Here is a 24,707-nt window from a genome sequence, read left to right on the forward strand (position 1 = left end):
AGCCTCCTTATTCTTCTTTTCTTATTACATTTATTTTCGTTGGTGGAATCTCTTCTAAATGTTCAAATGGTGGTTTGTTCCTACTTTTAACAATTGCACCTGATTCCGCAATTTCGGGGAAGGCTTTTTTCTGATTTTTAGTAAGGGGTGCAGTAGGTGACGATTTTAACTCCACTAAGTCAATCTTACCATTTGCGTCCTTGCCTCCTATATCTATACGAGTGCGTACGCCCGATTTTGTTTGTACGGTTATTTGTTCATTCAATTCAGATTTAGGTTTTTATTGTTTTATAACCTCGAAGATTTTTGTTTCGTATTCTTTACCTGCTAAGCTATTAGCTTTTAAAGTTTTCCGTTGTTTTTCTAGTATGGCTGCTGCATCTATTGCATTGGAAACTTTTTTGGCGCCTTTGACTACTTTTATTCCCTTACCAACAGGAGTAAGACCCGCAAAAACCATGACACCAGCACCAGTGCGTTCCCACCGTGAAAGTTTTTCGCCAGTGTCGGGGTCAATACCTTCTATAACGCGTCGTACATCATATTCACCCGATAACTCGCCCGCTAGGTCTCTAGTAACTTTCTCTAAGGATATGATATCCCCTATAATGCTATCTACGAATGCAGCGCATACTTAGCAATCGTTTATAACGATACAAACAAAATGCAGCAGCAAGGGATCGCATCGTTTAGCGTAACTGGCGTCGGCTCATTCACATTCAAAGAAAATAACGTTTCTAGTGTGATTGGGCAGCCGTTATCGGAACTTATCCCCGACAGTGTGTTACAATTAAACGAAGCGGAAAGCGAGGATCTCCAATTGACTGGACGTGTGATTAGTTGGACAGTTTAAGAAGGTTGTATAAAAAGGGAGATGGCGCAAAGATGGCGAAATCAAAAGAGAATGATTTAACGGAGAAATTGGCAGAAGGTCACCGGAAATATGGTGACGGCAACTTTACAGTACAGAACATCGGTGATGAAACTAACCCGAATTGGGCTGTCGTAAAAAATGTGAGAAAGGGATCGGCAGGCATTCGCGAAGAGGAAGATATATTAAGACTGCGATCAAAATATATAAAATAGTGCGGAAAGGTACGCCGAGATTCGCATTTTAAGACGATTATTTTTTATTCCGTGGATAAGGGGGATTCATCTAAATGCGTCAGAATTTTCGGTAGGGAATCGATAGAACAAAAAGGCATTCAACATTGATGTAGAACTACTATATAGCGTATAATAGTAAAACAAAAACGGTCAGTTGACCGCTCAAATGAACGTTCAGCAAACGATGAAAGAATCGTTTATATATCGTAGGTAATTGACGGGTCGGGAGTTCGAATCTCTCCTGGGACGCTAAGAAAACCTTGTTATCTTTTGATAACAAGGTTTTTTGTTGTTTTAAATTAGTTATTAATAAATTTTTCAAAGACAAAACCGTAATCTTTCACGTTATATTGCTTTTTCGTATCAACGAGCCAGTTAAAGGCGATATCGTTCATTTCTTTAAACTGTTCTGCTAAATTTACTTGTGCATTTGAAATACGGCTGAAAGCGTTAGATGCCATATCTAAACTTTTATGTGCATACTGCAATGTAATGTCGTTGTCGTATGAAATTTCTTCGATTTTAAGAAGAGCCTTATATAAATCTTTTAATTCTTCAATATGTTTTTTATGAACATCAATTGAGTAATGCTCATCTCCCATTTGAAATTTAATTTCTACATCTAAATCAATCGTTCCTGCAGTTTCGAGTGCTACGTTTTTAATTTGATATTTACTATAGCTAAAGCGGCGTAATGTACGTTTTTTGCTTGTGGCACTTGTACCATCTAGATGAATTAATCCTTTGTTTGTGAAACAATATTCATCCGATTTTGATTTAATAAGAAAGTAAATTTTCTCCCCATCTTCATGCATCACGTAATCATCAGCATCAACCTTATCATAATCTTTTGGTGTAATGACAGAACCTACATCGCTTAAACCTAAAACATCAGCAGCCATTTTTTTGAACATATATAATCCCCCTTATAAATTAAATTCTTAATTGTACAAAAATATAATATCATGATTTGAAGTCTTTTTTTGAAATCTTACAATTCTGTAAGGTAAGTGTAAGGAAGTTCGATGGTAACAAATTACTAATCCTCTATAATGAAGATAACAACGATAAATGAGGAGGAAGAGATGATGAAAGGATTAATCGTAACGGGTTTAACAGTAGCTTTTGGGTTTGTGGCGTATGAAAAGTTAACATATGTAATTGATGTTGTAAAACATTTAGTAGCGTAGAAAAAACTGCGATGAGAGGGAAAGGGAATGAGTGAATGAATGGAATGGTTATTTGGAATTATAGGTACTTGTAGTGTAGTGTTATTGTTCTTTGTCCCGAGTGGTATACTTAGTTCGACAACAAGTTTGTTCTTTTTAAGTTTGTTTGCTTGTACGATGCTTATTATTATGTTTTTAATGAAGCGAAGTAAACCGATCTTCTATTTTAGCATGATTGTTATGGCAATTATTGTTCTCCAAATTATTACCCTTGTTATATACCCCACAATTATAAAAGCTTTCCATTAATGATGAATCCTCTGCGTCTGTTGCTGAGGGTTTTTGTTTGTGAAAAATGAATTTCATTTAAAAGTTTGTTGCTTTTTTCGTTATAAAAATAGAATATTCCTATATTTCAAATAAATAATTTTGGAATGTTGTGTTCTCATTAAGCATTTGATATATTTACTTTGAAGATCATTAAAATCTAGAAAAAAGAGGCGGACGTATGGATAAAAAAGAAAATACGGTCGTATTGTTTCCACAACTATCAGAACGCTATATTGATAAAGGTTTTTTAGCGTTGAAAGAGCGGGAATTCGAAGATGCATTGCGCTGCTTTGAAATATTACGTCAGTATAATGCAGAAACGGAACAAACAGAATTAGCTTCCGTTATTTGTTTGCTAGAATTAAAACGTATGGAAGAAGCGAAAGAAAAATGTGAGCAGTTGCTTGAAACAGGAGCTGTATTATTTGGTGATATTCTTGAAACGTATGTAACTATTTTAGTTCAAACAAATGATTATGAAGGTGTCGTCGAAACTGTTGAGGAAGTTTTGCAAACGAAAGATATAATTCCTGAGCAAAGGGAAAAATTGGCGCAGCTTGCTTTATTTGCGCAAGGGATGCTGAGTGAAGAAGATATACCGCTAGTGGATTCGAATTTTGAATTGGGAGAATTTACCGATGGTCTTTTTGGAGAAAACTTTGGTCAAAAGCTAAGAGTGATCCAGAAACTTTCGTTAAAAGACCTGGATCTCGCACTTCCTACTTTAAAGAAATTTTTAATAGACGAAGATCAGCACCCTTATTTAAAAACTTCTATTTTGTATAAAATGGTAGAAAATCAAATAGAAGAAGAGATTGAAGTAGAGAAGTTTGGAAACACGATAAAGGTCATTCCAGCATTTGCAGGTCATAATGAGGAGCAATCCGATAAAATTATACATAAATTCTCAAATCGATTAGAGCAAAATTATCCAGATATATTTAGTACAATGGTTACATACTGGAAAGAATTACAAATTAGTATTTTCCCATTCCCTCTATTAATGGATAAAGTAGAAATTTGGGCTGCCGTCTTAGAGAGAATTGGAAGAAAGCGTTTCGGATTGGCTATTGATGAAGAAGAACTTATGACAGCATACAATATTGAGTTTGAGGAATTTCATATTGCCTATCAATGGTTACTGCGCATTGAAAGAGAAGGGTATTTGCCCGTATAATTATGAAAAAGAATCGTTCAGTTATTGAAACGAGCACATTCTATGTTATAATGTAAGGGTTGCAAAAGGCAGAAATCTGCCTGTTTGTAAGAGAAGAGGAGTATAATTCTCTTACTTAATATGTTTCATATTAGTCTCGAACAAAATATACCGTAGTTGTCTTTTAGACAATTAATAGATTGGAACATTGTATCTGAAAGCTTTTGCTAGAGGATTATTTGTACATTTGTTATTTCAAAAAAGAGATAATAAAAATCTTAATCTATAGAGGTATGTGCATACATTATTATAGTTGGAGGGAAAGAATAAATGTCTACAAAATGGGAAAAATTAGAAGGTAACGTTGGCGTTTTAACAATCGAAGTTGATGCTAAAGAAGTAAATAACTCTATCGACGCTGCATTCAAAAAAGTAGTAAAAACAATTAATGTACCAGGTTTCCGTAAAGGAAAAATGCCTCGTCCATTATTCGAACAACGCTTTGGTATTGAATCTTTATACCAAGATGCTTTAGATATCATCTTACCAAAAGCATACGGTGAAGCAATCGATGAAGCTGGTATCTTCCCAGTTGCTCATCCTGAGATTGACATCGAGAAATTCGAAAAAGGCCAAAACTTAATTTTCACTGCAAAAGTTACTGTAAAACCTGAAGTTAAATTAGGTGATTACAAAGGTTTAGCAGTAGAAAAAGTTGAAACAACTGTAACTGACGAGGATGTAGAGAACGAAGTAAAAGCTTTACAAGAGCGTCAAGCTGAACTAGTTGTTAAAGAAGAAGGAACTGTTGCAGATGGTGATACAGCTGTAATCGACTTCGAAGGTTTCGTTGATGGCGAAGCATTCGAAGGCGGAAAAGGCGAAAACTATTCTCTTGCAATCGGTTCTGGTACTTTCATCCCAGGTTTCGAAGAGCAAGTAATTGGTCTTAAATCTGGTGATTCTAAAGAAGTTGAAGTATCATTCCCAGAAGAGTACCATGCTGCTGAATTAGCTGGTAAACCAGCAACATTCAAAGTAACAATTCACGAAATCAAAACAAAAGAACTTCCTGAGTTAAACGACGAGTTCGCTAAAGATGCTGACGAAGAAGTTGCAACTCTTGATGAATTAAAAACAAAACTTCGTACAAACTTAGAAGAAGGCAAAAAGCACGAAGCTGAGCACAAAGTACGTGACGAAGTAGTAGAATTAGCTGCTGCTAACGCTGAAATCGACATTCCAGAAGCTATGATCGACACTGAGTTAGATCGTATGGTTCGTGAATTCGAGCAACGTTTAAGCCAACAAGGTATGAACCTTGAGCTTTACTACCAATTCACAGGTACTGACGCTGACAAATTAAAAGAGCAAATGAAAGAGGATGCACAAAAACGTGTAAGAATCAATCTTGTTCTTGAAGCTATCATTGAAGCTGAAAACATCGAAGTTACTGAAGAAGAAGTAACTGCAGAAGTTGAAAAAATGGCTGAAATGTACGGTATGCCAGTAGATGCTATCAAGCAAGCTCTTGGAAGCGTAGACGCTTTATCTGAAGATCTTAAAGTGCGTAAAGCTGTAGACTTCTTAGTAGACAACGCTGCATAATAAAATAACAAGGCGCGATTTTAATCGTGCCTTGTTTTATAAATATAGAAATATATTTATAAAACTTTTCGATGAAGAAGGAAAAGTTCCTTTGTAAGTCGAATATACATATTTCAAAAGTTTTAAAATTTTTTTATTTGTACATAACTAGTCATATTATTTGTATTTCTCGCCACGTAGTGACATAATATGTATTTACATACGATACATTTATCGTGTACATACGAAGGCAAGAGATTAGCACTTTGTAAGGGGTGTGAAAATATGTTTAAATTTAATGATGAAAAAGGTCAATTAAAATGTTCTTTCTGTGGTAAAACACAAACGCAAGTTCGAAAGCTAGTTGCTGGTCCAGGTGTTTACATTTGTGACGAGTGTATCGAGCTTTGTACTGAAATTGTACAAGAGGAGCTTGCGAAGGACGAAGAAGTAGAATTCAAAGATGTACCGAAACCGGTAGAAATTCGTGAAATCTTAGATGAGTATGTCATCGGACAAGATAACGCGAAAAAAGCACTAGCGGTAGCGGTATATAACCATTACAAACGCATTAATTCTAACAGCAAAATTGATGATGTAGAATTGGCGAAGAGTAATATTTCACTTATTGGGCCAACTGGTAGTGGTAAAACATTATTGGCACAAACATTAGCGCGTATTTTAAATGTTCCATTTGCGATCGCGGACGCAACATCTTTAACAGAAGCTGGATATGTAGGGGAAGATGTAGAAAACATCTTACTAAAATTAATCCAAGCAGCTGATTATGATGTAGAGAAAGCGGAAAAAGGAATCATTTATATTGATGAGATTGATAAAGTGGCACGTAAGTCCGAAAATCCATCAATTACACGTGATGTATCTGGTGAAGGCGTACAGCAGGCACTTCTGAAAATTTTAGAAGGTACTGTAGCAAGCGTTCCACCTCAAGGTGGTCGTAAGCACCCGCATCAAGAGTTTATTCAAATTGATACAACGAACATCCTATTCATTTGTGGTGGAGCGTTTGATGGCATCGAGCCTATTATTAAACGTCGCCTTGGTGAGAAAGTAATTGGATTTGGTGCTGAGAAGAAAAATGCTGATGTAAATGAGAAGCATGTTTTATCTCACGTTTTACCAGAAGATCTTTTAAGATTCGGTTTAATTCCGGAGTTTATCGGTCGTCTTCCAGTTATTGCGAACCTGGAGCCGCTTGATGAAGATGCTCTTGTAGATATTTTAACTAAACCGAAAAATGCACTTGTTAAGCAATTCCAAAAACTATTGGAGCTTGACGATGTTGAGTTAGAGTTTGAAGAAGGTGCACTAGTTGAGATTGCGAAAAAAGCAATTGAACGTAAAACAGGTGCTCGTGGACTTCGTTCTATTATTGAAGGCTTGATGCTTGATGTAATGTTCGAACTGCCATCTCGCAAAGATATCGAGAAGTGTATTCTTACGAAAGAAACAGTAGCTGATAATGAACCGCCGAAATTGGTGTTACAAGACGGTACTGTACTTGATACAAAAACATCTGCATAATGCGAAGAAGAAACAGCAATTTTTATAATTGCTGTTTTTCTTTATGTTTAGCACTATTCCTCCCAGGAAATACTAAAAGGTAAAACATAGCGGGAGGAAATGAATTATGAGCTGGACAAATATATTTTTACTTGTTCAACTTGTTTTTGGCGTAATTGTCGGATTGTATTTTTGGCACTTACTTCGAAATCAGCGAACACAAAAAGTTTCAATTGATCGAGAATCGAAAAAAGAATTAGAGCAGCTTCGTAAAATGCGTGAGGTTTCTTTAACAGAGCCACTTGCGGAAAAGGTACGTCCTACATCCTTTATAGACATTGTAGGGCAAGAAGACGGGATTAAGTCGTTAAAAGCGGCTCTTTGTGGTCCTAATCCGCAACATGTGATCATATACGGTCCGCCAGGTGTCGGAAAGACAGCGGCAGCACGCCTTGTATTAGAAGAAGCGAAACGAAATCCGAAATCTCCATTTCGTACAAATGCAACATTTATCGAACTTGATGCAACGACAGCTAGGTTTGATGAGCGTGGTATTGCGGATCCATTAATTGGTTCAGTGCATGACCCGATTTATCAAGGAGCAGGTGCAATGGGGCAAGCGGGTATCCCGCAACCGAAAAAAGGGGCTGTAACAGATGCGCATGGTGGTATTTTGTTCATTGATGAGATTGGTGAATTACATCCAATTCAAATGAATAAAATGCTAAAGGTGTTAGAAGATCGGAAAGTATTTTTGGAAAGTGCGTACTATAGTGAAGAAAATTCGATGATTCCAACGTATATACATGATATTTTTCAAAAAGGTTTACCTGCAGATTTTCGCTTAGTTGGTGCAACGACACGTTCACCAGAGGAAATTCCTCCTGCAATTAGGTCGCGTTGTTTAGAAGTGTTCTTCCGTGAGTTAGACACAGAAGAAATTCAAAAAGTAGCGAAAAATGCAGCTGACAAAGTGGAAATGCAAGTAGGTGAGAACGGTATCGAAATGATTGGAATGTATGCAAGAAATGGACGAGAAGCAATTAATCTCGTGCAAATTTCTGCTGGCATGGCGATAAATGAAGAACGACCTTTCATTAAAGATGAAGATATTGAGTGGGTTGTTCATTCTAGTCAGCTTACACCAAAGTACGAAAAACGTATTTATCCAATTCCAAGAATCGGTCTTGTGAACGGGCTTGCTGTATATGGGCCGAATACAGGTGCGTTATTAGAAATTGAGGTAACAGCTATTCCGGCGAAAGATAAAGGGTCAGTAAATGTCACTGGAATTGTAGAAGAGGAAAGTATTGGTAGCCAAACGAAATCGATTCGTCGAAAAAGTATGGCGAAAGGTTCTGTTGATAATGTGTTAACAGTACTTCGTTCTCTAGATGTGTTGCCAGAAGGGTATGATATACATATTAATTTTCCTGGTGGTATCCCGATTGATGGTCCTTCAGCAGGTATTGCTATGGCAACAGGTGTCTATTCAGCAGTGCATCGTACGTATGTGAATAATGAAGTAGCGATGACAGGTGAGATAAGTATCCACGGAGAAGTGAAGCCTATTGGTGGTGTGTACGCAAAAATAAAAGCTGCGAAAAAAGCGGGAGCTAAGAAAGTCATCATTCCGGCTGAAAACATGCAACCATTTCTGTATACAATAAAGGGAATTGAGATCATCCCTGTTCGCAAATTAAAAGAAGTATTTGAATTAACATTTGTGCAGGAAAATATGCATCGTGAGCTTGATGCACATACTGCTTTGGATGAAACAGATGCGCAATCAATGTGAGAATATACAATAATAAAAATTTGCCAGACTTCGTTTAAGTTTGTATGCTTAAGCGGAGTCTTTTTTCTTTTCGTGAGGCACAAAAAAACAGGGGATTTACAATTGCGAAGAATCTCTGCAATTGCATCTAGATGTATTGTAATATAAAATAGTTGAACAGGAGTTTAATTTATTATGGAGGTGCTATGTCTAGTATGAATACGAATGAAAGAATTGTGCCCCTCCTACCATTAAGAGGCATTCTCGTATATCCAACGATGGTTCTGCATCTTGATGTAGGACGTGATAAATCGATACAAGCACTAGAGCAGGCGGCAATGGATGAAAATATCATCTTTTTAGCAATGCAAAAAGAAATGAATATCGACGATCCGAAAGAAGATGACATATATAGTGTAGGTACAGTGGCGAAAGTGAAGCAAATGTTAAAATTGCCGAACGGTACGCTTCGTGTCCTTGTAGAAGGTTTACATAGAGCAGAAGTAGTAGAGTTTATCGAAGAAGAAAATCTGGTACAAGTTTCTATTAGAACAGTAACTGAAGAAGTAGAAGATGATTTAGAAGAGAAGGCTCTTATGCGTACGTTACTGGAGCATTTCGAACAATATATTAAAGTTTCGAAAAAAGTTTCAAATGAAACATTTGCAACGGTAGCTGATGTAGAAGAACCCGGAAGACTAGCTGATTTAATTGCTTCTCACTTACCGATTAAAACGAAGCAGAAACAAGAGATTTTAGAGATTGTATCTGTGAAAGAACGACTACATACACTTATTTCAATTATTCAAGATGAACAAGAGTTACTTAGCCTAGAAAAGAAAATTGGACAAAAAGTGAAACGTTCAATGGAGCGCACGCAAAAAGAATATTTCTTACGTGAGCAAATGAAGGCGATTCAAACTGAACTTGGTGATAAAGAAGGCAAGAGCGGGGAAGTTGAAGAACTTCGTGAGAAAATTGAACAGTCGGGAATGCCTGAAGAAACAATGCAGGCTGCACTGAAAGAATTAGATCGTTATGAAAAGTTACCTGTAAGTTCTGCTGAGAGTGGTGTAATTCGTAATTATATTGATTGGTTATTAGCTCTCCCATGGACAACGGCAACAGAGGATATGATTGACCTTGCTCATTCGGAAGAAATTTTAAATAAAGATCATTACGGTCTTGAAAAAGTGAAAGAGCGAGTACTTGAATATTTAGCTGTACAGAAGTTAACGAATTCATTAAAAGGACCAATTCTTTGTCTAGTAGGACCTCCTGGGGTTGGGAAAACTTCGTTAGCACGTTCTATTGCAACATCGTTAAATCGTAATTTTGTACGTGTTTCTCTTGGTGGTGTGCGTGATGAATCTGAAATTCGTGGTCACCGTCGTACATATGTAGGAGCGATGCCAGGACGTATTATTCAAGGTATGAAAAAGGCGAAAACAGTTAATCCAGTCTTCTTATTAGATGAGATTGATAAAATGTCTAACGATTTCAGGGGAGATCCATCAGCGGCGTTACTTGAAGTATTAGATCCAGAACAAAACCATAACTTCAGTGATCATTACATTGAAGAGCCATATGATTTATCGAAAGTTATGTTCGTTGCAACTGCTAATACACTTGCAAGTGTTCCGGGCCCATTGCTTGACCGTATGGAAATCATCTCGATTGCTGGCTATACAGAACTTGAAAAGGTGCACATTGCTCGTGAGCATTTATTGCCGAAACAATTAAAAGAGCACGGCTTGCGAAAAGGTAATTTGCAAGTACGTGATGAAGCACTTCTTGAAATTATTCGTTATTATACACGCGAGGCTGGTGTTCGTACGTTAGAGCGTCAAATTGCAAAAGTTTGCCGTAAAGCAGCAAAAATTATCGTTACAGCAGAACGCAAGCGCATTGTTGTAACAGAGAAAAATATTGTTGATTTACTTGGTAAGCATATATTCCGTTATGGTCAAGCTGAAAAAACAGACCAAGTTGGTATGGCAACAGGTTTAGCTTACACAGCAGCGGGCGGCGATACACTTGCAATTGAAGTGTCTGTAGCGCCAGGAAAAGGGAAATTAATTTTAACAGGGAAACTTGGGGATGTTATGAAAGAATCCGCACAAGCCGCGTTTAGCTATATTCGTTCTCGTGCAGAAGAACTTCATATTGATCCGGATTTCCATGAGAAAAACGATATTCATATTCATGTTCCAGAAGGAGCAGTTCCAAAAGATGGACCGTCAGCAGGTATTACGATGGCAACGGCACTTATTTCTGCACTAACAGGTATTCCTGTAAGTAAAGAAGTTGGTATGACAGGTGAAATTACACTTCGTGGTCGTGTATTACCAATTGGTGGTTTGAAAGAAAAAACATTAAGTGCTCACCGCGCGGGATTAACAAAAATTATTTTACCGGCGGAAAATGAGAAAGATTTAGATGATATTCCAGAGAGCGTAAAAGAAAACCTTACGTTTGTGCTTGCATCTCATTTAGACGAAGTATTGGAGCACGCATTAGTAGGAGTGAAACAATGAAAGTAACAAAAGCAGATATTGTAATTAGTGCCGTTAAACCGGAACAATATCCAGACAGTGATTTACCAGAAATTGCCTTAGCAGGTCGTTCTAATGTCGGGAAGTCTTCCTTTATTAATAAAATTTTAAATCGTAAAAAGTTAGTACGTATTTCTTCTAAACCAGGAAAAACGCAAACACTGAACTTTTTCTTAATCAATGAAATGATGCATTTTGTTGACGTTCCAGGTTATGGATATGCGAAAGTATCTAAAACAGAGCGCGCGGCATGGGGCAAAATGATTGAGACTTACTTTACAACACGTACGCAATTAGACGCAGCTGTATTAGTAGTTGATTTACGTCATCAACCAACAAAAGATGACATTATGATGTATGATTTCTTAAAGCATTATGAAATCCCAACAATTATTATTGCAACGAAAGCCGATAAAATTCCGAAAGGGAAATGGCAAAAGCATTTAAAAGTTGTAAAAGAAACGCTTGCTGTTGAAATTGGCGATGAAATCGTTCTATTCTCTTCTGAAACAGGACTTGGAAAAGAAGAAGCATGGAAAGCAATTCATAAAATGACAAAAACAAAAAACGCGTGACGAATGTCGCGCGTTTTTTTATTTACTAAACTTTTAGCGTACGTTTAATGTAACTTCAATATTTCCTCTTGTTGCTTTAGAGTAAGGGCATACACCGTGAGCGGCTTCTACAAGTTCTTGTGCTTCGGCATGAGAAACACCAGCAACATGTACGTCAAGTACAGCAGATAGTCCGAAACCACCATCTGTATCTTTACCGATAGAAACGTGTGCAGTCACTTCTGTACTTTCCACCTTCATACGTTTTGTACGAATTACAAGTTGCAATGCGCTATCAAAGCAAGCTGCATAACCAGCTGCAAATAATTGTTCTGGATTTGTTGCCTCTCCACCTGCACCGCCTAGTGCTTTTGGCATTTTTACATCAAGATTTAATATGCCATCATCTGAAACTACCTTACCGTTTCTTCCACCTGTTGCTGTTACTGAAGCAGTATATAATTTATCCATGTTTATTCCCCTTTTCTATCATTAATTGTTTTCATCGTTTCAATTAGTTTATTTAATTGGATTAGTAAAGAACGATATTCTTGCTCTGTAATTCCTAAGTTGGTAGCCATTGTTTTTGGTAATGAACAAGCTTTTTCTTTTAAATCTTTACCTTGTTCCGTTAATTCAATACAAACTTTTCGCTCGTCTTCTTTTGAACGAATGCGTTTTACAAGGTTTAATGATTCCATTCGTTTTAACATAGGTGTTAACGTACCAGAATCTAAAAATAGACGTTCTCCAATTTCTTTTACTGTTAGTCTGTCTTGTTCCCACAGTACGAGTAAAGTAATGTACTGGGGATACGTAATGCCCATTTCCTCTAAATAAGGTCGGTAAAAACGGGTAACCTCTCTAGAACAAGCATAAATAGAAAAACAAAGTTGGTTATCTAGATGCAAAGAATCTTCTGTCATGAATAACTCCTTTCTTTTTAAGTTGTGCACAATTTAATTTTGTAAAATCAATATAACGAAAAATAAAGACAATGTCAAATGCATTGCATTGAGAAAGTGAGTACTATATTTTGGAACAATCATACATATTTTCCTTCATGATGAAAGAAGATAGAAAAGATGATGTTATAATTAATATGGAATAGTTTCCATCACTTGATTATGAGGACTTTTTTTGGTAACGTACAAATAGAGTTATTATTTTATAATCATTATAAAGTAGAAAATTCTTTGTTAAACTTACTGAAGCTCCTTTATTACATATGGAGAATAAATAAAAAATAATCAGTTGTTCACACGATTGTCAGATTCATAAGAGGAAAGTTGTATTATGATAGTAGATAAAGTGATAAAACGGGTGAAGGGGGACATGCTGCGTGCATATTCTTGTTGTTAGTGTAAATTATCGAACAGCCCCTGTAGAATTTCGTGAGAAACTCACATTTCAGGCAGCAGAGCTAGAGCAAGCAATGACTACATTACAAAACCAAAAGAGTGTGCTAGAAAATGTCATTGTATCAACTTGTAATCGCACTGAAATTTACGCTGTTGTCGATCAATTACACACGGGACGGTATTACATTAAGAAGTTTTTAGCTGATTGGTTTCAGCTTGAAATAGAAGAAGTCGCACCATACTTGTCTATTTTTGAACAAGATGGCGCAATAGATCATTTATTCCGCGTAACGTGCGGTTTAGATTCTATGGTTGTTGGAGAGACGCAAATTTTAGGTCAAATAAAAGATAGCTTTTTAGAAGCACAACAAGTAAAAGCGACAGGTACAATTTTTAATGAGTTGTTTAAGCAAGTGGTTACGTTAGCAAAACGTGCGCACTCAGAAACAACGATTGGTGAAAGTGCGATGTCTGTTAGTTATGCTGCTGTTGAGCTCGGAAAGAAAATATTTGGCGATTTAACAGATTGTCATGTGCTTATTCTTGGTGCGGGTAAGATGGGTGAACTTGCACTGCAAAACTTATACGGAAGTGGAGCTCGTAAAGTAACAGTTATGAATAGGACGCTTACGAAAGCGGAAGTGATGGCTGAGAAATATATGGGACATGCAAAGCCTTTAAGTGAATTGCAATGTGCATTATTAGAAGCGGATATTTTAATTAGTTCAACGGGTGCATCAGAATATGTCATTACGAAAGAGATGATGACGAAAGTAGAGAGAATGCGCTCTGGTCGTCCGTTGTTTATGGTTGATATTGCAGTACCACGTGATATTGATCCTGCGATTGATGAATTAGAAGGCTCTTTCTTATATGATATCGACGATCTGCAAGGTGTAGTTGAAGCAAACCGTGCTGAACGTTTAAAAGAAGCAGAGAAAATTCAATTTATGATTGAAGAGGAAATGGTTTTATTTAAAACGTGGTTAAGTACGCTTGGTGTTGTACCGCTAATATCTGCTCTTCGTGATAAAGCGCTAGCAATTCAAAGTGATACGATGGAAAGCCTTGAGCGAAAAATACCAAACCTTAGTGATCGTGAGAAAAAAGTAATTAGTAAACATACGAAAAGTATTATTAACCAATTGTTAAAAGACCCCATTTTAGTAGCTAAAGAATTAGCTGCTGAAGAGGGAGCCGGCGAAAAATTAGCTTTATTTGCGAAGATTTTTGATTTAGAAGTGGAAGAAGCGGGAAATACGGAAGAAGTAGAACATAAAAGAGCGTGGACACCATCCGTTCCATCTTTATAACTTGGAAGGATGATCGGATGAGTTTTTTTAATAACAGTATTATTTATCATATTGCAATTATTTTATATGCTTGTAGCATTAGTTTATATTTTATAGATTATTTCCAAAGTAACCGAAAGGCGAACCGCTTTGCTTTTTGGTTACTTTCGATTGTATGGGTTCTGCAGTCTATCTTTATGTTGCTTAGGGCTACAGATTCAGAAACGAATCCTATTTTAACTTTATTATCAGGGATTTATTTTTATGTTTGGTTATTGATTACGATGTCATTAGTCATTAATCGATTTATGCGCATTGACTTTTTAGTCTTTTTTACAAATGTTGTAGCATTTGGAGTAAGCGCTTTTTCTATTTTTACACCGCTCGGAAAGATGTCGCCAGTACTTGCAGAGCAATTAGTTTCAGAACTTGTATACGTGCATGTCGGTATGGCGATTATTTCTTATGCAACGTTTACTGTATCGTTTATTTTTTCTATTATGTATTTATTGCAATATCGGCTATTAAAAAAGAAAAAGTGGAATGCGAGATTAAGAAGATTAGGAAATTTGCCGAAGCTTGAATCTATGTCTTACGGATTAAATTTATTTTCTGTTCCGTTTTTCTTATTAGCAATTATATTAGGATGCATATGGGGATATACAAAATTGGATAATTTCCATTGGTATGATACGAAAGTAATCGGGTCTTTTGTCGTTCTATTTACATATTGCGTGGGCTTATATTTAAGAGCGGCAGATGTGTTGCAAGGTAAGAAAATTGTGCAGTGGAATATCGGGGCATTTCTCGTAATGCTAGTTAACATTTTTCTATTAAGCAGTTTATCTAATTTCCACTTTTGGTATTTATAATGAGGAGAGAGAATTATGCGCAAAATTATTGTAGGTTCACGAAAGAGTAAACTAGCATTAACACAAACAAATTGGTTTATCGATCAATTAAAAGCGCTTGGTTTACCATATGAATTTGAAGTGAAAGAAATCGTCACAAAAGGTGATGTTATTTTAGATGTTACTCTTTCAAAAGTAGGCGGAAAAGGTTTATTTGTAAAGGAAATTGAACACGCGTTACTTACGAAAGAAATTGATATGGCTGTACATAGTATGAAAGATATGCCAGCTGTACTTCCAGATGGATTAACGATTGGTTGTACACCAAAGCGCGTTGACCCTCGTGATGCTTTTATTTCTAAAAACGGAGAATCGTTTAAAGACTTAGCAGAAGGTGCGATCTTAGGGACGAGTAGTTTGAGACGTAGTGCACAACTACTAGCTGCGAGACCAGATTTACAAGTGAAATGGATTCGCGGGAATATCGATACACGCTTACGTAAGTTAAAAGATGAAGATTACGATGCAATTATTTTAGCGACAGCTGGACTGCAGAGAATGGGCTGGGACGGGGAAGTTATTACAGAACATTTAGATGAAACTTTATGTGTACCAGCCGTAGGACAAGGTGCATTAGCGATTGAATGTCGTGAAGATGATAAGGATTTACTTCAGTTGTTAGCACATATTAATGATGCAGTAACAGAAAGAACAGTGGCTGCTGAACGAGTATTTCTTCATAAACTTGAAGGTGGATGCCAAGTTCCAATCGCTGGATATGCAACTCTTAAGGAAAATGATGCAATCGAATTAACAGCGCTTGTCGGTTCTATGGACGGTTCTGTTTTATTGAAAGAGATAGTAGTAGGCACTGATCCGAAGCAAGTAGGATTAGAGGCTGCGGACCGTTTAATTAAACAAGGAGCAAAAGAGCTCATTCTTGCTGCAAATAAGGAGCAACAATAAATATGGATGCTCTCGCTGGCAAAATAGTATTGGTTACACGTGCCCAGCATCAAGCGAAACAAATGAGTGTAGCAGTGAAAGAAAGGAGCGGAATTCCATTGGAAATTCCGCTTTTGCGTATGGAAGGCACATCTCATAGGCAAATTCAACGTATAACAAGGCAACTACATTCGTATGACTGGGTTATTTTTACGAGTAAAAATGGTGTAGCTTTTTTTCTAGATGGTTTAGAAAAAAAAATACCATTAACTATTAAAATCGCTGCGGTAGGCGTGAAAACAAAATTAGAGTTAGAAAAAAGGGGCTATCAAGTTCATTTTGTTCCGACCTCATTTGTTGCAGAAACATTTGCCGAAGAGTTTCTAAAAGAATTAAGTGGAAACGAGCGTATTTTATTTCCGAAAGGGAATTTAGCAAGAGATGTAATCCCGGTTAAACTTAGGGAGTTTGGTGTTTTTCTAGATGAGCTAATCGTATATGGTACGAAGGTGAATGTAGAGAAAAAACAAGAACTTATAACAGCATTGAAATTAGGGGAAGTAAATATTATTACATTTACGAGTCCTTCAACTGTTGATAGTTTTGTTCGTTTACTTGAGGGAACAAACTGGAGAGAATGGACGAAAAAATGTACAATTGCTTGTATAGGGCCTATTACGGAAAAAGAGGCGAACCTTTATTTTTCGAATGTTATTGTGCCAAAAGAGTACACTGTAGAAGCATTGCTGCAATGCATTTGTGAATCTATAAAATAAAAGAATGGGGATAGAAATCTATGAATTCTTTACAATTTAATCGTCATCGTCGTCTAAGACAAAGCGGAGGCATGCGTGCACTTGTGCGTGAAACATTTTTACATACAGAAGATTTTATTTATCCTATTTTTGTATTAGAAGGAGAAAATACTCGTAATGAAGTTCCTTCTATGCCAGGCGTATGTCAAATGTCTTTAGATTTATTGCGAGCTGAAATGCAAGAGGTCGTTGATTTAGGTATTCGTTCTGTTATTGTATTTGGTTTACCTGCTGAAAAGGACGAAGTTGGATCATCAGCATATTGTGAGCATGGAATTGTACAGCGTGCAATTAAGCAAATTAAAGATGAGTTCCCAGAGCTAGTAGTAGTTGCAGATACATGTTTATGTCAATTCACAAGCCATGGTCATTGCGGTGTTATTGAAGATGGCGTTATTTTAAATGATGAGTCTCTTGCAGTTCTTGCAAAAACAGCTGTAAGTCAAGCGAAAGCAGGGGCAGACATTATTGCACCATCTAACATGATGGACGGATTTGTAACGGCAATTCGCCATGCATTAGATGAAAATGGTTTCGCGCACGTACCAGTTATGTCGTACGCTGTGAAATATTCATCAGCATTTTATGGACCATTCCGTGATGCAGCGCATGGTGCGCCGCAGTTCGGTGACCGTAAAACATATCAAATGGACCCAGCTAACCGTATGGAAGCATTCCGTGAAGCAGAAACAGATGTAATGGAAGGGGCAGATTTCTTAATTGTAAAGCCAGCTCTTTCTTATTTAGATATCGTTCGTGATGTGAAAAATAACTTTAATTTACCAGTCGTTGCTTATAACGTAAGTGGTGAATATTCGATGATTAAAGCGGCAGCGCAAAATGGTTGGATTAATGAAAAAGAAGTTGTACTTGAGAAATTAATTAGCATGAAACGCGCAGGAGCAGACTTGATTATTACGTATCATGCAAAAGATGCAGCAAGATGGTTACAAGAAGGAGGCGCTAAATAATGAAAAAGTTTGATAAGTCGATTGCGGCGTTTGAAGAGGCTCAAGATTTAATGCCTGGAGGCGTAAATAGCCCTGTTCGTGCCTTTAAGTCTGTTGGTATGAATCCGCTGTTTATGGAGCGTGGAAAAGGCTCTAAAGTATATGATATCGATGGGAATGAATACATCGATTACGTATTATCGTGGGGACCTTTAATTCATGGTCATGCGAACGACCGTGTTGTTGAGGCTTTAAAAGCTGTTGCTGAAAAAGGAACAAGCTTTGGTGCACCAACAGAAATTGAAAATAAATTAGCGCAGCTTGTTATCGAGCGTGTACCATCAATTGAGATTGTGCGTATGGTTAACTCTGGAACAGAGGCGACAATGAGTGCATTGCGTTTAGCTCGTGGTTACACTGGCCGTAACAAAATTTTGAAATTCATTGGTTGTTATCACGGCCATGGTGATTCTTTATTGATTAAGGCAGGTTCGGGTGTGGCGACGCTAGGTTTACCAGATAGCCCTGGTGTACCAGAAGGTGTAGCGAAAAATACGATTACAGTAGCGTATAACGATTTAGAAAGTGTAAAATATGCTTTCGAACAATTCGGTGATGACATTGCTTGTATAATTGTAGAACCAGTGGCAGGGAATATGGGTGTTGTTCCCCCACAACCGGGATTTTTAGAAGGACTTCGTGAAGTGACAGAGCAAAACGGTGCACTACTTATTTTTGATGAAGTAATGACAGGATTCCGTGTTGCTTATAATTGTGGACAAGGTTACTACGGCGTAACTCCTGACTTAACTTGTTTAGGTAAAGTAATCGGTGGTGGCTTGCCGGTAGGAGCATACGGTGGTAAGGCAGAGATTATGCGTCAAGTTGCACCAAGCGGACCGATTTACCAAGCGGGAACATTATCGGGTAATCCACTTGCAATGACAGCTGGTTATGAAACGTTAGTACAGTTAACGCCAGAATCATATGTGGAATTTGAGCGTAAAGCAGAAATGTTAGAGGCTGGACTACGTAAGGCAGCTGAAAAGCATAATATCCCTCATCACATTAATCGTGCAGGTTCTATGATCGGTATTTTCTTTACAGATGAGCAGGTTATTAATTATGATGCAGCAAAATCTTCAAACTTAGAATTCTTTGCGGCTTACTATCGTGAAATGGTAGAACAAGGTGTATTTTTACCACCTTCTCAATTTGAAGGTTTATTCTTATCAACAGCACATAGTGATGCAGATATTGAGGCGACAATTGCGGCGGCCGAAATTGCAATGTCAAAATTAAAAGCATAATTTCTTAGAGAAAATCGCTCTCCATTAGGGGAGCGATTTTTTTTATTCATAAAGTAGCCTTAGGGAACATAAATCTGTAATGACATATAGTTTGGGAGGGGGAAAAGAAGTGGCAACAGATCATTCATTACGATTTTCATTAAAAGAATCTGTTTGGTTCCAAAAGGGACAGGAAGTCGAAGAACTTTTGTCAATTTCGTTAGATCCAGACGTTGAGATAGAGGAGCTCGATCATGAAGTTATCGTGAGAGGGCAATTAGATTTAACGGGAGAGTACGTTGCAAGGCAAGATGATTCAGCTTATTCATTAAGAGAGCTATCACCAGCAAAGGCAATTGATTATGTAGAAACAAGGGCAGACGGGGTTAATGAGCTTGTCCATTCCTTTCCGCTCGAAATATCAATTCCAAGAAATCGAGTGAAAGTAATTGAAGAATTATATGTATCAATCGAGGAATTTGATTATGAATTAAAGGAAAATGGTTGCTTACAACTATTAGCGGATATATCTATTACAGGTTTATGTGACGAAGAAAGAACTGAGGATGAAGAGGAAGAGACGGCGTATGCCGAGTTGGAAGCTGATTCAGCTGAAGAGGATGAAAGTAGACCTGCGCAGCACGAAGAAGTACCAGCCTATAAAGAATCAGATGGATGGGAAGATTATGCATTTGAACCGTTTCAGCTAGAAGAAAGAAAAGAGCAAGAAATAGAAGAAGAGGAATTAGAAGAACATGAATTTGCGGGGCGTGAAGAGGAGAAAGAAACGACGCCACAATTTGAATTGTTCGGGCGAAAAAATTTCAAGAAAGAAAAAGCGAAAAAGCAGGAAGAACAAGAGGAAGAAGCATATTCACAGCGAGATGAAAATGCACTTTATTTAACGAAATTATTTACGAAAGAACCAGAAGAAGAATTTACGAAGTTAAGAATGTACTTCGTACAAGAAGGAGATACAATTGAATCTGTTGCAGAACGTTATGAAACGACTGTGCAAAACTTATATCGTGTAAATCAATCAGAAGATATATATTTAACTACAGGGCAAATTATATATATTCCTGTTTCAAAAGCAAAGGTGAAATAAGTGAGTGAGTTTTTTCACTCGCCTCTTTTCTTAGAAGCTATGTTTTGAATAAGAAAGGGTTATTCGTATGGATATTGAATTACGAAATCGCTATGAACCCATTGTGAGGCAATATAGATTGGACACTCAGCATATGGAAGAGCACGGAAGTGTAATGAAAATTTATACGAATCAAGGTCCGTATGCGTTAAAGAAAATAGAAGATAGAAAATTAGAGCGGAATAATTTTTTGCACCATATTCAATATTTGAAGGAGAAAGGTTTTTCGAATTATGTACCTATCTATCATGCGACGGACGGGAATTATGTTTTAAGTGATGGGACGTATAGTTATTATTTAATGCCTTGGTTAGAACGTGCGGAAGGAAATGGCGAAGATAATGATCAATACCATAAGATGTTTCAAACGCTCGGAACGTTGCATCAAAAAACGGTGAAAGAGGAGACTTATACAGAAGAAGATTTAGAAAAACATTATACAAATATATCCGACCGTTGGGAAAATGATGGTGAGATATTAGAAGAGTTTCTTGTAGAATCGGAAGCGAAGTGGTATATGTCTCCATTTGAATTACAATATTGTACGTATTATCACCATGTTATGAGGGCGCGTGAGTTCGCAACGAAACAATTGAGTGAATGGCATGATGCAATGAAAGAAAAGGAAACAACACGTACTACTTTCGTTCATGGGAATGTATCGCTTAATCACTTTTTATTTGATTATGAACGAAACGGTTATTTTATTAGTTTAGAAAAGTCTCATTTTGCTACACCAGTACAGGATATCGTTAGCTTTTATTCAAGGTCTTTAAACACATATCCAATTGCGCGGAGTGACCGCTTTGAATGGTATGAAATGTATCAAAAAAATTTTCCATTTACGAAAGAGGAGCAGCTTCTTATGTTTGCGTATATGACGTACCCGTCGCATTTTATTCGGCAAATTCAGTCGTATACGAAAAGAAGAAAGAGTCGTAATGAAGAAAATGAGCTCCGCGGGGTGAAAAGCCTCCAGCAATCGCATTGGCTCGTTAGCAATACAGAATATTTCCTTTCGCAATTACAAGCTGCCCAGCAAGGGAACGGATAAAGTAAAACTTTAATCAGTGGGGGTTTTGTTCATCCCCCACTGATTATTAGCCCGACTCCCACCTAACTTCTTTGCTCAAGCCGAATTTTGAGGTGGGGTTCTTACTGCCTGCAAATAGCGGGATAAAGAAGATAAGTAGGGAGAACCCTGCTTATCTTTTTTTTATTAGTTACGTAAAGAGATAAAGGCCGTAGTTTCAAATTTATCTTGACGAATAAGGTTTCGTTTTTTACACTATTGTATATAATAATTAACAATCACATAAATGCATTGAAGGGGAAGAGTATAACATGAAACGTCTTCAGAGAGGGGAACCATTGGCTGGGAGGTTCTCTAGATAGTTATGTTAGAAGGTAGCCCTGGAGCATCTTTTCTGAACGGAATGATTCTCATTAGGAAAAGACGGATTTGTCCGTTATCAAATTAAGAGTATAAGCAAATTCTGAATTTGTTTGTAAATAAAGGTGGTACCGCGATGTCCCTCGTCCTTTTTTGGATGAGGGGCATTTTTTATTTTAAGGAGGGAAAATAATGTCAAACACGGAAAAGAATTTACCAACTAAATATGATCATATGTCCGTTGAAGAAGGCCTTTACAAGTGGTGGCTTGAAGGCAAATATTTCGAAGCAACAGGAGATGAGAAGAAACAACCATATACAATTGTAATTCCACCTCCGAACGTAACTGGTAAGTTACACTTAGGTCACGCTTGGGATACGACGCTTCAAGATATTTTAACTCGTACAAAGCGTATGCAAGGTTACGATGTATTATGGCTTCCAGGAATGGACCATGCTGGTATCGCAACACAAGCGAAAGTAGAAGGAAAACTTCGTGAAGAAGGTATTTCACGTTACGATCTTGGCCGTGAGAAATTCCTTGAAAAAGCTTGGGAATGGAAAGAAGAATACGCTTCTCACATTCGTCAACAATGGGGGAAAGTTGGTTTAGGACTAGACTATTCTCGTGAACGCTTCACATTAGACGAAGGTTTATCTAACGCTGTTAATAAAGTATTCGTTCAATTATATGAAAAAGGCTTAATTTACCGCGGTGAGTATATCATCAACTGGGATCCAGCAACACGCACAGCTCTTTCTGATATTGAAGTAATTCATAAAGAAGTTCAAGGTGCATTCTACCATATGAACTATCCGTTAACGGACGGTTCAGGTCACATTCGCCTTGCAACTACTCGTCCAGAAACGATGCTTGGTGATACAGCGGTAGCAGTTCATCCAGAAGATGATCGTTACAAACATTTAATCGGAAAAACAGTTACACTTCCAATCGTAGGCCGTGAGATTCCGATTATTGCTGATGAATACGTAGAAAAAGACTTCGGAACAGGCGTTGTAAAAATTACACCAGCTCATGACCCGAATGACTTTGAAGTAGGTAACCGTCATGACTTACCACGTATTTTAGTAATGAACGAAGATGGAACGATGAACGAAAAAGCTGGTAAGTACAACGGTATGGATCGTTTCGAATGCCGTAAAGAGTTAGTGAAAGACTTACAAGAAGCTGGCGTATTAGTAGAAATCGAGCCTCATATGCACTCAGTAGGTCATAGTGAGCGTAGCGGTGCAGTTGTTGAGCCTTACTTATCAACACAATGGTTCGTAAAAATGGCTCCACTTGCAGAAAAAGCGGTAGAACTTCAACAAAAAGAAGAAGAAAAAGTAACGTTCGTACCAGATCGTTTTGAAAACACATACTTACGTTGGATGGAAAACATTCATGACTGGTGTATTTCTCGTCAATTATGGTGGGGTCACCGCATTCCAGCTTGGTATCATAAAGAAACTGGTGAAGTATACGTAGGCACAGAAGCACCAGCGGATATTGAAAACTGGAATCAAGATAACGACGTACTTGATACTTGGTTTAGTTCAGCACTATGGCCATTCTCAACACTTGGCTGGCCGAATGAAGATGCAGCAGACTTTAAAAAGTTCTATGCAACAGATGCTTTAGTAACTGGTTATGACATTATCTTCTTCTGGGTATCTCGTATGATTTTCCAAGGTTTAGAGTTTACAGGAGAGCGTCCATTTAAAGATGTATTAATTCACGGTTTAGTTCGTGATGAACAGGGACGTAAAATGAGTAAATCTCTTGGTAACGGTATCGACCCGATGGATGTTATCGAGAAGTACGGTGCAGATGCAATGCGTTACTTCTTATCAACAGGAAGTGCACCAGGCCAAGATTTACGTTTCAGCATGGAAAAAGTAGAATCTACTTGGAACTTCATTAATAAAATTTGGAACGCATCACGTTTCGTATTAATGAACATGGATGACATGAAGTATGAAGAAATCGATTTAACTGGTGAAAAATCAGTTGCAGATAAGTGGATTTTAACTCGCTTAAACGAAACAATCGAAAGTGTAACACGTAACATGGATAAATATGAGTTCGGTGAAGCTGGTCGTTCATTATACAACTTCATTTGGGATGATTTCTGTGACTGGTACATTGAGATGGCGAAACTACCACTATACGGTGAAGATGAAGCAGCTAAAAAAACAACTCGTTCTATTTTAGCTTACGTATTAGACCAAACGATGCGTCTATTACACCCATTTATGCCGTTCGTAACAGAGAAAATTTGGCAACATTTACCGCATGAAGGCGAGTCTATTACAGTAGCAGCGTGGCCAACAGTTCGCGAAGATTTACAAGATAAAGAAGCGGCAGCAGAAATGCACCTTCTAGTTGATATCATTCGCTCTGTTCGTAACATCCGTGCGGAAGTAAATACACCAATGAGTAAAAAAGTTCAAATGCAAATTAAAGCAAAAGATGAGGCAGTACTAGCTCAGCTTACGAAAAACAGTTCTTACATTGAGCGTTTCTGTAACCCAAGTGAACTAACAATTAAGATTGATTTACAAGCGCCAGAAAAAGCGATGACTGCAATCGTATCAGGTGCAGAGTTATTCTTACCGTTAGCTGATCTTATCAATCTTGATGAAGAGAAAGCGCGCCTTGAAAAAGAACTTGAGAAGTTCGATAAAGAAGTAGAACGTGTACAGAAGAAACTTTCTAACCAAGGATTCGTAGCGAAAGCTCCTGCAGAAGTTATTGACGGAGAGCGTGCGAAAGAACAAGATTATCTAGAAAAACGCGAAGCGGTTCGTCAACGTCTAGCTGATCTTGAAAAATAAAAATGTTTTTCAGAGACTCACTATATTGGTGAGTCTCTTTTCTTTGCGTATAATAGAATTACGAAGT

Annotated in this window: 21 protein-coding genes, 1 pseudogene and 1 other annotated feature; of the genes and pseudogenes, 18 read left to right on the forward strand and 4 right to left on the reverse strand. The window is 37.5% G+C overall.

Features of this window, described 5'->3' with window-relative positions; translation table 11 throughout:
- Positions 1-7: 7 nt before the first annotated feature.
- Positions 8-592, reverse strand: a pseudogene (locus QCI75_RS04880) (pre-toxin TG domain-containing protein); the annotation flags it as partial.
- Between the two features lie 72 nt (positions 593-664).
- On the opposite strand from QCI75_RS04880, the gene QCI75_RS04885 reads away from it, so the two are divergent.
- Positions 665-853, forward strand: a complete 189-nt coding sequence (locus tag QCI75_RS04885; RefSeq protein ID WP_081086009.1) for a hypothetical protein — start codon at positions 665-667, stop codon at positions 851-853.
- Between the two features lie 32 nt (positions 854-885).
- Entirely contained in the window at positions 886-1,086 is a 201-nt protein-coding gene (locus QCI75_RS04890) for a cytoplasmic protein (protein WP_144505777.1), read from the forward strand.
- Positions 1,087-1,406: 320 nt separating this feature from the next.
- Here the strand turns inward: QCI75_RS04890 and QCI75_RS04895 are convergent, their stop codons facing one another.
- Entirely contained in the window at positions 1,407-2,021 is a 615-nt protein-coding gene (locus QCI75_RS04895; protein ID WP_002112079.1) for a PH domain-containing protein, read from the reverse strand.
- A 315-nt stretch (positions 2,022-2,336) separates the two neighbouring features.
- Between QCI75_RS04895 and QCI75_RS04900 the strand changes: the two genes are divergently transcribed.
- From QCI75_RS04900 to ysxC, 7 genes are all read left to right on the forward strand, one after another.
- On the forward strand, positions 2,337-2,585 hold the full coding sequence (locus QCI75_RS04900) for a hypothetical protein (RefSeq protein ID WP_001983650.1): 249 nt from the start codon (positions 2,337-2,339) through the stop codon (positions 2,583-2,585).
- Positions 2,586-2,784: 199 nt separating this feature from the next.
- Positions 2,785-3,783: a hypothetical protein gene (locus QCI75_RS04905; RefSeq protein ID WP_353760025.1), complete on the forward strand. Its 999-nt coding sequence runs from the start codon at positions 2,785-2,787 to the stop codon at positions 3,781-3,783.
- A gap of 309 nt (positions 3,784-4,092) precedes the next feature.
- The gene (gene tig / locus QCI75_RS04910) at positions 4,093-5,370 is read left to right on the forward strand and encodes a trigger factor (protein ID WP_002112071.1); all 1,278 of its coding nucleotides are present in this window, start codon (positions 4,093-4,095) and stop codon (positions 5,368-5,370) included.
- Between the two features lie 264 nt (positions 5,371-5,634).
- Positions 5,635-6,894 carry an ATP-dependent protease ATP-binding subunit ClpX gene (clpX, locus tag QCI75_RS04915; RefSeq protein ID WP_000472285.1) on the forward strand — a complete coding sequence of 420 codons (1,260 nt, stop codon included), beginning with the start codon at positions 5,635-5,637 and terminating at the stop codon, positions 6,892-6,894.
- Positions 6,895-7,000: 106 nt separating this feature from the next.
- Complete coding sequence (gene lonB, locus QCI75_RS04920; protein ID WP_144505775.1) at positions 7,001-8,671, forward strand: ATP-dependent protease LonB; 1,671 nt, start codon at positions 7,001-7,003, stop codon at positions 8,669-8,671.
- Positions 8,672-8,856: 185 nt separating this feature from the next.
- A complete protein-coding gene (gene lon / locus QCI75_RS04925) occupies positions 8,857-11,187 on the forward strand; it encodes an endopeptidase La (protein WP_144505774.1) in 2,331 nt (776 codons plus the stop codon).
- The gene (gene ysxC / locus QCI75_RS04930; RefSeq protein ID WP_098775532.1) at positions 11,184-11,780 is read left to right on the forward strand and encodes a ribosome biogenesis GTP-binding protein YsxC; all 597 of its coding nucleotides are present in this window, start codon (positions 11,184-11,186) and stop codon (positions 11,778-11,780) included. Before lon ends, ysxC begins: the two co-directional genes overlap by 4 nt.
- Positions 11,781-11,813: 33 nt before the next feature.
- On the opposite strand, the gene QCI75_RS04935 is transcribed toward ysxC, so the two are convergent.
- Together QCI75_RS04935 and QCI75_RS04940 are read right to left on the reverse strand one after the other, a co-directional pair.
- Positions 11,814-12,230, reverse strand: coding sequence for an organic hydroperoxide resistance protein (locus QCI75_RS04935; RefSeq protein ID WP_002015349.1), 417 nt, complete (start codon positions 12,228-12,230; stop codon positions 11,814-11,816).
- Positions 12,231-12,232: 2 nt separating this feature from the next.
- A complete protein-coding gene (locus tag QCI75_RS04940; RefSeq protein WP_144505773.1) occupies positions 12,233-12,685 on the reverse strand; it encodes a MarR family winged helix-turn-helix transcriptional regulator in 453 nt (150 codons plus the stop codon).
- Positions 12,686-13,101: 416 nt separating this feature from the next.
- On the opposite strand from QCI75_RS04940, the gene hemA reads away from it, so the two are divergent.
- The 9 genes from hemA (at position 13,102) to QCI75_RS04985 (ending at position 24,640) form a co-directional block, all read left to right on the forward strand.
- On the forward strand, positions 13,102-14,433 hold the full coding sequence (gene hemA / locus QCI75_RS04945) for a glutamyl-tRNA reductase (protein ID WP_002112063.1): 1,332 nt from the start codon (positions 13,102-13,104) through the stop codon (positions 14,431-14,433).
- Between the two features lie 17 nt (positions 14,434-14,450).
- Positions 14,451-15,284, forward strand: a complete 834-nt coding sequence (locus QCI75_RS04950; protein ID WP_144505772.1) for a cytochrome c biogenesis protein — start codon at positions 14,451-14,453, stop codon at positions 15,282-15,284.
- Between the two features lie 15 nt (positions 15,285-15,299).
- Entirely contained in the window at positions 15,300-16,229 is a 930-nt protein-coding gene (gene hemC / locus QCI75_RS04955; protein ID WP_002199254.1) for a hydroxymethylbilane synthase, read from the forward strand.
- 2 nt (positions 16,230-16,231) lie between these two features.
- On the forward strand, positions 16,232-16,984 hold the full coding sequence (hemD, locus tag QCI75_RS04960; RefSeq protein ID WP_144505771.1) for a uroporphyrinogen-III synthase: 753 nt from the start codon (positions 16,232-16,234) through the stop codon (positions 16,982-16,984).
- A 20-nt stretch (positions 16,985-17,004) separates the two neighbouring features.
- Positions 17,005-17,994 carry a porphobilinogen synthase gene (hemB, locus tag QCI75_RS04965; protein ID WP_144505770.1) on the forward strand — a complete coding sequence of 330 codons (990 nt, stop codon included), beginning with the start codon at positions 17,005-17,007 and terminating at the stop codon, positions 17,992-17,994.
- Positions 17,994-19,283, forward strand: a complete 1,290-nt coding sequence (gene hemL, locus QCI75_RS04970; RefSeq protein ID WP_105584364.1) for a glutamate-1-semialdehyde 2,1-aminomutase — start codon at positions 17,994-17,996, stop codon at positions 19,281-19,283. Before hemB ends, hemL begins: the two co-directional genes overlap by 1 nt.
- A gap of 79 nt (positions 19,284-19,362) precedes the next feature.
- A complete protein-coding gene (spoVID, locus tag QCI75_RS04975) occupies positions 19,363-20,370 on the forward strand; it encodes a stage VI sporulation protein D (protein WP_353760027.1) in 1,008 nt (335 codons plus the stop codon).
- A 67-nt stretch (positions 20,371-20,437) separates the two neighbouring features.
- Positions 20,438-21,463 (forward strand): spore coat protein YsxE, encoded by a 1,026-nt coding sequence (ysxE, locus tag QCI75_RS04980; RefSeq protein WP_353760028.1) that lies wholly within the window; start codon positions 20,438-20,440, stop codon positions 21,461-21,463.
- Positions 21,464-21,724: 261 nt separating this feature from the next.
- Positions 21,725-21,956: a binding site (T-box leader), on the forward strand.
- Positions 21,957-21,994: 38 nt separating this feature from the next.
- Positions 21,995-24,640 carry a valine--tRNA ligase gene (locus tag QCI75_RS04985; RefSeq protein WP_353760029.1) on the forward strand — a complete coding sequence of 882 codons (2,646 nt, stop codon included), beginning with the start codon at positions 21,995-21,997 and terminating at the stop codon, positions 24,638-24,640.
- Positions 24,641-24,707: the final 67 nt, after the last annotated feature.

This window comes from Bacillus cereus group sp. RP43 (assembly GCF_040459645.1).
In the GTDB taxonomy this organism is placed as follows: Bacteria; Bacillota; Bacilli; order Bacillales; family Bacillaceae_G; genus Bacillus_A; species Bacillus_A mycoides_C.

Bases quoted from the DNA above. Each gene is read 5' to 3' on its own strand.
- QCI75_RS04885 (WP_081086009.1), top strand. From the start codon at position 665: ATGCAGCAGCAAGGGATCGCATCGTTTAGCGTAACTGGCGTCGGCTCA.
- QCI75_RS04890 (WP_144505777.1), top strand. From the start codon at position 886: ATGGCGAAATCAAAAGAGAATGATTTAACGGAGAAATTGGCAGAAGGT.
- QCI75_RS04895 (WP_002112079.1), bottom strand. From the start codon at position 2,021: ATGTTCAAAAAAATGGCTGCTGATGTTTTAGGTTTAAGCGATGTAGGT.
- QCI75_RS04900 (WP_001983650.1), top strand. From the start codon at position 2,337: ATGGAATGGTTATTTGGAATTATAGGTACTTGTAGTGTAGTGTTATTG.
- QCI75_RS04905 (WP_353760025.1), top strand. From the start codon at position 2,785: ATGGATAAAAAAGAAAATACGGTCGTATTGTTTCCACAACTATCAGAA.
- tig (WP_002112071.1), top strand. From the start codon at position 4,093: ATGTCTACAAAATGGGAAAAATTAGAAGGTAACGTTGGCGTTTTAACA.
- clpX (WP_000472285.1), top strand. From the start codon at position 5,635: ATGTTTAAATTTAATGATGAAAAAGGTCAATTAAAATGTTCTTTCTGT.
- lonB (WP_144505775.1), top strand. From the start codon at position 7,001: ATGAGCTGGACAAATATATTTTTACTTGTTCAACTTGTTTTTGGCGTA.
- lon (WP_144505774.1), top strand. From the start codon at position 8,857: ATGTCTAGTATGAATACGAATGAAAGAATTGTGCCCCTCCTACCATTA.
- ysxC (WP_098775532.1), top strand. From the start codon at position 11,184: ATGAAAGTAACAAAAGCAGATATTGTAATTAGTGCCGTTAAACCGGAA.
- QCI75_RS04935 (WP_002015349.1), bottom strand. From the start codon at position 12,230: ATGGATAAATTATATACTGCTTCAGTAACAGCAACAGGTGGAAGAAAC.
- QCI75_RS04940 (WP_144505773.1), bottom strand. From the start codon at position 12,685: ATGACAGAAGATTCTTTGCATCTAGATAACCAACTTTGTTTTTCTATT.
- QCI75_RS04950 (WP_144505772.1), top strand. From the start codon at position 14,451: ATGAGTTTTTTTAATAACAGTATTATTTATCATATTGCAATTATTTTA.
- hemC (WP_002199254.1), top strand. From the start codon at position 15,300: ATGCGCAAAATTATTGTAGGTTCACGAAAGAGTAAACTAGCATTAACA.
- hemD (WP_144505771.1), top strand. From the start codon at position 16,232: ATGGATGCTCTCGCTGGCAAAATAGTATTGGTTACACGTGCCCAGCAT.
- hemB (WP_144505770.1), top strand. From the start codon at position 17,005: ATGAATTCTTTACAATTTAATCGTCATCGTCGTCTAAGACAAAGCGGA.
- hemL (WP_105584364.1), top strand. From the start codon at position 17,994: ATGAAAAAGTTTGATAAGTCGATTGCGGCGTTTGAAGAGGCTCAAGAT.
- spoVID (WP_353760027.1), top strand. From the start codon at position 19,363: ATGACATATAGTTTGGGAGGGGGAAAAGAAGTGGCAACAGATCATTCA.
- ysxE (WP_353760028.1), top strand. From the start codon at position 20,438: ATGGATATTGAATTACGAAATCGCTATGAACCCATTGTGAGGCAATAT.
- QCI75_RS04985 (WP_353760029.1), top strand. From the start codon at position 21,995: ATGTCAAACACGGAAAAGAATTTACCAACTAAATATGATCATATGTCC.